The organism is Peptoclostridium sp. AF21-18 (genome assembly GCF_003478825.1).
Classification (GTDB): domain Bacteria; phylum Bacillota; class Clostridia; order Peptostreptococcales; family Peptostreptococcaceae; genus Peptacetobacter.
Genome location: NZ_QUGE01000064.1, coordinates 1 through 518 on the forward strand (window position 1 = coordinate 1; position 518 = coordinate 518).

A 518-nucleotide genomic window follows, 5' to 3' on the forward strand; every position below is an offset into this window, starting at 1 on the left:
TTCGCAACCTCTACTTGTAATTTAGATTCTCTTGTTTTTGCTCTATTTGCAAAGATATCTAATATTAACGCAGTTCTATCTATGACATTACAATTTATTTCTTCTTCAATATTTTTAACTTGTGACGCTGATAATTCATTATTAAATATAACTATATCTGCATTGTTTTCTTCTACTAAATTTTTTAATTCATCTATCTTCCCACTACCCATATAAAAAGTAGAGTTAACTTTCTTTGAATTCTGCTTAATTTGACCAACAGTTTCTATTTTGCAAGCTAAGCATAAATTTTTTAATTCTTCCATAGATTCATCAAAATTATTTTTATTATTTATATTAATTCCTACAATTATTCCTTTTTTTATCATCTTCATAATCTCCTGTAATTTTATATTTAAATATTAACTTTAAATATCACGGGATTATGACTCTTTATTAAATTAAGATAATAGCCACAACCCGTGACTTATCCTCTTAATCTTATTGACGCTATTCCACCATTCATAATCATTTTAACA

The 518-nt window shown here is 25.3% G+C and carries 1 pseudogene; it reads right to left on the reverse strand.

Going from position 1 to position 518, the window contains the following annotated elements:
- Positions 1-368 (reverse strand): annotated as a pseudogene (locus DWX74_RS11045) (GTPase HflX); the annotation flags it as partial.
- Positions 369-518: the final 150 nt, after the last annotated feature.